The sequence below is a fragment of the Vibrio sp. V03_P4A6T147 genome, from assembly GCF_002241085.1.
In the GTDB taxonomy this organism is placed as follows: Bacteria; Pseudomonadota; Gammaproteobacteria; order Enterobacterales; family Vibrionaceae; genus Vibrio; species Vibrio anguillarum.
Window position 1 is genome coordinate 1 of the sequence record NZ_NDIO01000300.1, and the last position, 8,576, is coordinate 8,576.

The following is an 8,576-nucleotide window of genomic DNA, read 5'->3' on the forward strand; positions in this document are numbered from 1 at the left end:
GAGAAGGGGCGAACTAGCCAGCTCAATAAAGACCTGCCTAATCGAATGAACGTTGGTGTGTTTTCGTAAATACGCCCATTGTAAAGCCACAGCAATTTACCCACATGCCAATAAATTAAAGGAATGGGTGGCATAAAGGTGACGATGTCGAGGTCACAACAGATACGATAGGTTTTGTGACTAAGCGCGTAGCGTTGACGAAAACGCCAATTACCAATCGCGGGTTGGCCGAATGTCACAATGCGTTTGATGCATTTTGGGTATTTCTTTTCGATGTAGTCAGCAAAGATACACCCAATAGCCCCACCCGAAGAGTGACCAGTAATGGCAATGCGTTTGCCACTCTCGATCAGAGGAACAACGACGGCTTCCAGCCGTTGTAAAACCGATAAGCCGAGTTTATCTTCGTTGCGCGTTGGCAGGCTCTCTTGATGCAGGAGATGGTAAAAGCCCGCATGAATACGGTAATCCAATCCTAAGTGCTGACAACTGCGTGTCCACATTGCAAAGTTCAAAAGCCAATCACTGACACTGTGCGAACCTTTGATGACGACCACCGCCTCTTCTTGGTTTTTACTCCACAGCACTCGAATCATGATTTTACCAAACTGGTTACGGATGATGTGCTGACCGTTCGGATCAAAACCGTAACGTGTCTGCCTAAACACTCTGGGATAAGCAAGGTTGCACAGCACGGCATAGCGTTCGTATTGATAGCGTTTAAGTGGTTTCACATGGTAGCTCTCGAAGATATTGAGCTAACGTAGCGATTGAATGTGAACACTTTATGAATGATGCAGTTTAGGGTGGGGGAGTATTGGTATCTAAATGATGTCAGCCATAAAGATGCGAAGGAAAGAATGTCAATAATTCCCTCCCCTTAAAGGGGGAGGAACAGCGCCGTCATAAGCTTCTACTCTAAAGCATAATGAGCGTGTTTAAGTTGTTTATATAACTTCTGCCAAGTGTTTTGACAGAGGAAAACTGACAAGTTTTGTTGTAAATGATCAGGTTTGATTAGAAGCGATCATACTATATAAATTATCTTCCGATGCCTGTCGGCCTCTAGTATTCATGCTATTTACGATAAGGTGTTTATTTCTCTCTGATATTCCTCTTTATTGCTACCTCTTTAGGGTAGTTTGAGTTTGTAATTGATTTACATCAGTAATTCATTTTCTTTCATAATTAAAAATCTCGCTCAATGAAACGTTACCATAATTAGGAACCCATATGAGCAGGATGAAGCTGGTTGTCATCGGTAATGGCATGGTTGGCCATCGCTATATCGAAGATTTGGTCGAAAAAATGGAGGCATCAGCTGTTGATGTCACGGTTTTTTGTGAGGAACCGCGTGTTGCCTACGATCGCGTCCATCTTTCTTCCTACTTTTCGCACCATACCGCTGAAGAGCTTTCGCTTGTTAAGCCGGGTTTCTATCAAAAGCATGCGATTAATGTCTTGATGGGCGAGCGGGCGGTTAACATTAATCGCGAAAAGCGCGTGGTCTATTCAAATACTGGCCGTGAAGTGAGCTATGACAAATTAGTCTTGGCGACGGGCTCTTATCCTTTTGTACCGCCGATCAAAGGCAATGAAAGTAAAGACTGCTTTGTCTATCGCACCATTGAAGATCTAAAGGCCATCGAAACGTGCGCGAAAAAGAGCAAAAGTGGTGTAGTGATAGGCGGTGGTTTACTTGGCCTTGAAGCGGCTGGTGCGCTGAAAGCGTTGGGCGTACAAACCCATGTGATTGAGTTTGCTCCGGTATTAATGGCTGAGCAACTTGACTTGCAAGGCGGTTTACAACTGCGTAATAAAATTGAGCGGATGGGGGTGCAAGTTCACACTAGCAAAAATACGCTAGAGATCGTTGCTCAAGGCGAGACCGCTCGTAATACCATGAAGTTTGCCGACGGTTCGGATTTGGAAGTTGACTTCATCGTATTTTCCGCAGGGATACGTCCTCAGGACAAATTAGCTCGTGATATGGGTCTAGACATCGCGCCGCGTGGTGGCGTTGCCATTAACGATCACTGCCAAACATCCGATCCTGATATTTACGCGATTGGCGAATGTGCTTCTTGGAATCAAACTTTCTTCGGTCTGGTCGCTCCTGGTTACAAAATGGCAACGGTTGCGGTTGATCATCTTGTGGGCAATGAGAGCCAATTTAGTGGTGCAGACATGAGCGCCAAGCTCAAACTGCTGGGTGTGAAGGTGGGATCGATTGGCGATGCCAATGGGCGAACTCCGGGTTGTAAAAGCTACGTCTATCAAAATGAAGAAGATGAAGTTTATAAGCGCATTATCGTTTCTGAAGATGGTAAAAAACTGCTTGGTGCAGTTTTAGTCGGCGACACGTCAGATTACGGCGATTTACTGCAACTCAAACTCAATGATATTGAGCTGCCCAAACACCCTGACACCTTGATTCTACCTGCGCATGCTGGCGCTGAAAAACCGGCATTAGGCGCGGATGCACTACCTGATACTGCTGTGATCTGCTCTTGTTTTGATGTGACTAAAGCGAAAATTGCCCAAGCCGTGGCCGATGGTCATCATACGCTCGGCGCGATTAAAGCGGTGACAGGGGCAGGAACCGGTTGTGGTGGTTGCGTGCCTTTAGTGACGTCGGTTCTGAATGCGGAACTGGCTAAATCGGGTGTGGAAGTCAAAAACGATATTTGTGAGCACTTTGCGTATTCACGCCAAGATCTGTTCCATTTGATCCGCATTAACGGTATCACACGTTTTGATGAGATGTTGGCAAAACATGGACGCGGTTATGGGTGCGAAGTCTGTAAGCCAACAATTGGTTCTATTCTGGCCTCGTGTTGGGGGGATCATGTGCTCTCGCCATCGCTGGTCAGTTTGCAAGACACCAATGATAACTTCTTGGGTAACATGCAAAAAGACGGTACTTATTCGGTGATCCCACGCATGGCGGGTGGTGAAGTCACACCACAAGCGCTTGCGGTGCTGGCGAATGTCGCTCAGGAATACAAACTTTACACCAAAGTGACGGGCGCGCAGCGCATTGGTCTGTTTGGTGCTCAAAAAGACGATTTACCTGAGATTTGGCGCAAACTGATTGATGCTGGATACGAGACAGGCCAAGCCTATGCCAAAGCTCTGCGCATGGCAAAAACGTGTGTCGGTAGTACGTGGTGTCGTTTTGGTGTGCAAGACAGCGTCGGTTTGGGTGTGCTGATTGAAAACCGCTACAAAGGTATCCGTACACCACACAAGATGAAGTTTGGTGTCTCAGGTTGCACCCGCGAATGTGCCGAAGCGCAAGGGAAAGATTTAGGCCTGATCGCGACCGATGCGGGTTGGAATATGTATGTCTGCGGTAATGGTGGTATGAAGCCTCGACATGCCGATCTGCTGGCCTCTGATTTAGATGAAGCAACACTACTGAAATACATCGACCGTTTCATGATGTTCTACATTCGCACAGCCGATAAATTACAACGCACCTCAGTTTGGCTAGACAACCTAGAAGGTGGCGTTGATTACCTGCGTGAAGTGATTGTGGACGATAAGCTGGGCATTAACGATCAACTCGAAGCAGATGTGGCGAAGCTTATTGCTGATTATCGCTGTGAATGGACAGAAACGCTTAATCATCCTGAGCAATTAACTCGTTTTACTCACTTCATTAATTCTGATTTACGCGATCAGAACGTCGTGTTCGTCAGCGCTCGTGAGCAGCACCGTCCTGCGACTTATAGCGAAAAACACCCAGAAGCGAAAGGCGATATATTCCACATTGCGCTTGCTGATTCAGCAATCTCTACCCCTGTTTTGGAGAAATAACCATGGCCAATAACACAGTATTTCAAGCCATCTGTGACATTAATGACATTGTTCCCGGAACGGGTGTGTGTGCACTGGTGAATGGTGAGCAAGTGGCTATCTTCCGTCCGACTGAAGCGCAAGAAGTGATGGCGATAAGCAATATGGATCCCTTTGCTCGAGCCAATGTGTTGTCACGCGGTTTTATTTGCCAACATCAAGAGCAGTTCTGGATAGCAAGCCCGCTTAAAAAGCAGCGTTTCAATCTCATAACAGGCCAATGTATGGAAGATGAACGCTTTAGCGTGAAAGCTTATGCCGTGCGAGTCACCGACGGTGTGGTCGAAGTCGCGGCTTAACAGCCGCTTTTGAGACGATGAGATTCAATAGCAAAAAGGTTCCTTGTTCATCGAGTTCTCTTGGTGATGCATTGATGGTTGGGAGCCTTTATCTATTCAATTTCCCTTTTTAATTTTAACTTTGGTGACAATAAGGACCATTATGTCTTATGTAAAACCTGCCGATTTTGTGCAAACAATGATTGACGCTGGCGAAAGCAAAATCTTCATGTCAACGCGCGATACCCTGATTCGCGGTATTATGGCGGGGGCGATTCTTGCTATCGCAGTCGCTGTGGCCATTACTGCGGCTGTGCAAACCGGAGTGCCTATTGTTGGTGCTCTGGTCTTCCCTGTGGGGTTTTGTATTTTGAACCTAATGGGTTTTGATTTATTAACGGGTGTTTTTGCTTTAGCGCCTTTAGCTTTGTTTGAAAAACGCGCCGGAGTAACCAAAGCGGGCGTTCTACGGAATTGGGGCTTGGTTGGGCTAGGTAACTTAATCGGTGCCGTTGCCGTCGCCTTTTTAGTGGCGCTAACCTTCACCATGAATTTCAGTATCGAGCCGAGCGCGGTTGGACAAGCGTTTATTAAAGCGTCTACTGCTCGCACTCTTGGCTTTGCCGAACACGGTGTCAATGGCTGGATCACCGTGTTTGTGAAAGGCATCTTGTGTAACTGGATGGTGTGTTTAGGTGTGGTGGGCGCAATGACCTCAACTTCGGTCAGCGGCAAAGTGGTCGCGATGTGGCTACCTATTTTTATTTTCTTCGGTTTGGTTTTTGAACACGCCGTAGTGAACATGTACCTGTTCCCACTTGGCATGATGTTGGGCGCTAAATTCACCATCGTCGATTGGTTGGTGTGGAACCAAATTCCGGCCACATTGGGTAACTTAGTGGGCGGCTTGTTATTTACCGGGTTAAGCCTTTACATGACTCACGGTAAAACCTTGCCACAACGCAACCTTGGCTAACCATTGTTAAGTGAGGTTTAACCTCGCTTAATGACGATATCCTTTTGTCGATAAGGTAGAGAGTAATCATGGTAAGCAGTGTAACGAGTCGCGGTTTTGTCTCTTTAGTAGGCGCAGGGCCAGGCGATCCCGATCTACTGACGGTTAAGGGGCTACGCGTGATCAGCCAAGCGCAAGTGGTGGTGTATGATCGTTTAGTTTCGCAAGCGATTTTAGATCTGGCGCCAAGCAGCGCGGAGATGATCTACGTTGGCAAACAGTTGGATTTTCATTGTGTGCCGCAAGATCAGATCAACCAAATTCTGGTCGATAAAGCCAAAGAAGGTAAAAAAGTTGTCCGTTTGAAAGGCGGCGATTCCTTTATTTTTGGCCGAGGTGGTGAAGAGCTCGAAACGCTGGCTGAACATCATATCGCTTATGAAGTGGTTCCGGGGATCACGGCAGCAGCAGGCTGCACGGCTTACGCGGGGATTCCGCTGACGCACCGTGATCACGCGCAAAGTGTGCAGTTCATTACGGGTCACTTACAAAAAGAAGGTAAAGCGATCAATTGGCGATGTTTAGCGCAAGACAACCAAACTTTGGTTTTTTATATGGGGTTAAAGCAGTGCCCGAACATCACACGAAACTTGTTGGATGCTGGCCTGAACGCAGAAACGCCTTGCGCGATTATCGAACGCGGCACTACAGATAAACAGAGAGTATTGACGGGCTCGCTTGACGATTTACCCCTTTTAGCGCAACAAGCACAAAGCCCAGCCTTGATTGTGGTCGGCAGTGTGACTCGCTTGCACGACAAATTGAAGTGGTTTGGCGTATACTAGGCGCAATTTGCAAAGCAGCGGCGAACAGGCCGCTGTTTTTGTTTCTATTTGAGAAGAGAGCTCATGGAAAAAGTTGCCATTCTTGTCGACGTTCAAAACGTCTATTACACCTGTAAAGAGAAGTACCGCCAGCATTTTGATTACAACCAATTTTGGTATGTAGCCACTCAAGGACGAGAGGTGATCAAAGCCAATGCCTATGCGATTGCTAGCCAAGATCCTAAGCAGCGCCAGTTCCACCATATTTTGCGCGGTATTGGTTTTGAGGTTCAGCTTAAGCCCTTCATTCAGCGTCGTGATGGCAGTGCAAAAGGGGATTGGGATGTCGGTATTACTCTCGATGCGATTGAGCTGGCAGAGCAAGCGGATGTGATTGTTCTGGTATCAGGAGATGGTGATTTCGAGCTATTGGTCGAACGGATTAAACAGCGTTTTAACAAAAAAGTAGAAGTGTACGGAGTACCAAGGCTGACGGCTCAAAGCCTTATTGATGTCGCCAGCCAGTTTGTTCCAATCGAGCAAGACTTACTGTTGTAGCTCACCTTCAGCAGGCACAATCTCACTATGTTGGGTATCTACCGTGCTGGTTGAAGCGGCTTGCTCTGCGTCTAATTTTTCACGTTCAGCTTTTGAAATATAACGAGGCTTATTGCTGCCGTGCAGCTTGGCATGCTTCTTTTTAAGATGCTTTTGCAGTGTTTGGTTAATTTTCTTTTTGCGGTTCATAGTCGTCTGCTCTTTGACACAAAGTCTTGGGTACATGAGGAACAAGGTGGCGCAGGATACTTGTTTTTATCTGCGATCTCAATGGGAGTTATTGGCAATGGAAAAAATGCATAGCGATCTTTTAACGGGAGAGCTACTCAGTGAGTTTCGCACCGTAGAGGCGATGGTGAACATTTATTGTCAGCGCCATCATCGCTGTCAATCTGGACTCTGTACGTGTTGCAAAACCTTGTTGGAATATGCGCAAGTACGCTTAGATCGCTGTCCTTATGGCCAACATAAACCCACCTGTAACCGTTGCCCAATTCATTGCTATAAGCCTGAGCCGAAAGAGCAAATGAGATTGGTGATGCGTTACGCAGGGCCAAGAATGTTGCTCTCTCACCCTATATTGGCGATCCGCCATCTACTGCATGAAAAACGTGCACTACCAGAAAAACCAAAGGCGCATGCATCAAATCGCCATCAACGATTGAACCGTGCGCCTTGCGATAAAATATGATCCGCTTTGCTGCGACTTATTTCCCCGCCACCCATTGGCGTTTGGTTTTGAGGCTTGAAGCCAACATATAAATACAAGTCGCCAGTAAAGCAATAAAGAGATAGCCCATTAAGCCTTGCGATCTTTGCATAAACCAATCAGCGATCACGGGGCCAACCACAGAGCCGATACTGTAGCTAAACAGCATAACTTGTGTCGCTGAGACAATGTAATTGGCATCGAGCTTATCACAACCTAAGTTGATGGCGATTGGGTACAGGGCAAACGTCGCCATGCCTAAAAAAAACAAGCTGGCAGCTAATATCATCATCGTTGAATCGAACAAGGTTATGGTAATCGCCGCAGAGCCAATCAAGCAAAACAGCGCCATTAATAGTGTTCGGCCCAAAAACTTTGATAGCCAAGGCACCATAGGTTGCACCGCCATGCCACCCAAAACTACAAGCGCCATTAAGCTGCCAATATCGGTATGGCTGATACCACGTTGTTCCAATTCAACAGGCATTAGACCGTAGATAGCCCCCAAAGTGAGCCCTGAAACTCCGCAACCGAGCAAGGCGGCATGGTTTAGTTTGAGTACCTGTTTCAGTGATAGGCTGACGGCATGCTGAGTTGAAGGTTGGTCAGATTCGCCATAAATCAGCACCACACTGGCGATTAATAGCAAGGTAATGATGGCAATGAAAGGCACGCCGCCTGATACGCCTAAATAACCAATCCCTAATTGGCCCAATGCCGTTCCGCCGTAAAGCGCCGCCATATAAATACCAAGGCGTTTTGCTCGGCCTTTTTCATCACCATGCAATAGCCAAGACTCGACGACTACAAAGACACCAGCCACCGCAATACCAGCAACAAAACGTGCCACTAACCAAGCACTGGCATAGTGCAGAGCAGGTAAGGCAAAAATGGTTAACATGAGCAGCGCTAAGCACCATACAAAAGCGTTTCGGTGGCCAACGCGGTTGACAACAGGTTCAACGACTAATGCGCCGATCAATAAGCCAGCGTAAAAGGCACTGGCAAGCCAGCTTGCCAATGAGCTCTCAAGCCCGTAGTGCGGCAACATCAATGGGATCAGGCTCATTAAATAGCCTGAGGCAATCGCATAAAGCGATAGCGCAATGACCGGAACGGAAATGCGAGGTGAAGACGCGTTCACAGTGATGTTGTCCATTGACTTTGCCTCAAAACCAGAATTGATGGGATATTTTGCGGCGAATATGGAGCTGATATTGAGAAAGGTAAAACGAAAAATTATGTTCTTAACGATTAATTTTATTAATCGAAAATAAAGCAAGAGAAATGAGCAGTAAAGTTGGCATAAATCGATAAAAAATGCCAACTTTATTATTGGTTATAATGATGGATTATTTCAATATGGCTTGGTTTAACCATTGATCAAATTG

At 46.7% G+C, this 8,576-nt stretch carries 9 protein-coding genes; 6 read left to right on the forward strand and 3 right to left on the reverse strand.

Annotated elements, in window-relative coordinates:
• A partial coding sequence (locus tag B9J84_RS11730) for a lipase family protein (RefSeq protein WP_094124192.1) occupies nucleotides 1-734 on the reverse strand: 734 nt, incomplete at its 3' end.
• 499 nt (nucleotides 735-1,233) lie between these two features.
• Here B9J84_RS11730 and nirB point away from each other — a divergent pair.
• The 5 genes from nirB to B9J84_RS11755 all read left to right on the forward strand — a co-directional run bounded on the left by nirB (nucleotide 1,234) and on the right by B9J84_RS11755 (nucleotide 6,476).
• Nucleotides 1,234-3,822 (forward strand): nitrite reductase large subunit NirB, encoded by a 2,589-nt coding sequence (nirB, locus tag B9J84_RS11735; protein ID WP_094124193.1) that lies wholly within the window; start codon nucleotides 1,234-1,236, stop codon nucleotides 3,820-3,822.
• 2 nt (nucleotides 3,823-3,824) lie between these two features.
• On the forward strand, nucleotides 3,825-4,160 hold the full coding sequence (gene nirD / locus B9J84_RS11740) for a nitrite reductase small subunit NirD (RefSeq protein WP_017046108.1): 336 nt from the start codon (nucleotides 3,825-3,827) through the stop codon (nucleotides 4,158-4,160).
• Nucleotides 4,161-4,302: 142 nt separating this feature from the next.
• Nucleotides 4,303-5,115, forward strand: a complete 813-nt coding sequence (locus tag B9J84_RS11745; protein WP_094124194.1) for a formate/nitrite transporter family protein — start codon at nucleotides 4,303-4,305, stop codon at nucleotides 5,113-5,115.
• Between the two features lie 68 nt (nucleotides 5,116-5,183).
• Complete coding sequence (cobA, locus tag B9J84_RS11750; RefSeq protein ID WP_013867926.1) at nucleotides 5,184-5,939, forward strand: uroporphyrinogen-III C-methyltransferase; 756 nt, start codon at nucleotides 5,184-5,186, stop codon at nucleotides 5,937-5,939.
• A 63-nt stretch (nucleotides 5,940-6,002) separates the two neighbouring features.
• Entirely contained in the window at nucleotides 6,003-6,476 is a 474-nt protein-coding gene (locus tag B9J84_RS11755; protein WP_010319683.1) for an NYN domain-containing protein, read from the forward strand.
• On the opposite strand, the gene B9J84_RS11760 is transcribed toward B9J84_RS11755, so the two are convergent.
• A complete protein-coding gene (locus B9J84_RS11760; RefSeq protein WP_010319684.1) occupies nucleotides 6,465-6,665 on the reverse strand; it encodes a DUF2986 domain-containing protein in 201 nt (66 codons plus the stop codon). The genes B9J84_RS11755 and B9J84_RS11760 overlap by 12 nt on opposite strands.
• 97 nt (nucleotides 6,666-6,762) lie before the next feature.
• Between B9J84_RS11760 and B9J84_RS11765 the strand changes: the two genes are divergently transcribed.
• Nucleotides 6,763-7,167, forward strand: coding sequence for a nitrous oxide-stimulated promoter family protein (locus B9J84_RS11765; protein WP_202599014.1), 405 nt, complete (start codon nucleotides 6,763-6,765; stop codon nucleotides 7,165-7,167).
• 16 nt (nucleotides 7,168-7,183) lie between these two features.
• Here B9J84_RS11765 and B9J84_RS11770 read toward each other — a convergent pair whose 3' ends face one another.
• Nucleotides 7,184-8,344 carry an MFS transporter gene (locus tag B9J84_RS11770; RefSeq protein ID WP_017047243.1) on the reverse strand — a complete coding sequence of 387 codons (1,161 nt, stop codon included), beginning with the start codon at nucleotides 8,342-8,344 and terminating at the stop codon, nucleotides 7,184-7,186.
• Nucleotides 8,345-8,576 lie beyond the last annotated feature (232 nt).

Excerpts from the sequence above, each read along its gene's own strand:
- B9J84_RS11770 (WP_017047243.1), bottom strand. The coding sequence starts at position 8,344 with ATGGACAACATCACTGTGAACGCGTCTTCACCTCGCATTTCCGTTCCG.
- B9J84_RS11760 (WP_010319684.1), bottom strand. The coding sequence starts at position 6,665 with ATGAACCGCAAAAAGAAAATTAACCAAACACTGCAAAAGCATCTTAAA.
- B9J84_RS11745 (WP_094124194.1), top strand. The coding sequence starts at position 4,303 with ATGTCTTATGTAAAACCTGCCGATTTTGTGCAAACAATGATTGACGCT.
- nirB (WP_094124193.1), top strand. The coding sequence starts at position 1,234 with ATGAGCAGGATGAAGCTGGTTGTCATCGGTAATGGCATGGTTGGCCAT.
- cobA (WP_013867926.1), top strand. The coding sequence starts at position 5,184 with ATGGTAAGCAGTGTAACGAGTCGCGGTTTTGTCTCTTTAGTAGGCGCA.
- B9J84_RS11765 (WP_202599014.1), top strand. The coding sequence starts at position 6,763 with ATGGAAAAAATGCATAGCGATCTTTTAACGGGAGAGCTACTCAGTGAG.
- B9J84_RS11755 (WP_010319683.1), top strand. The coding sequence starts at position 6,003 with ATGGAAAAAGTTGCCATTCTTGTCGACGTTCAAAACGTCTATTACACC.
- nirD (WP_017046108.1), top strand. The coding sequence starts at position 3,825 with ATGGCCAATAACACAGTATTTCAAGCCATCTGTGACATTAATGACATT.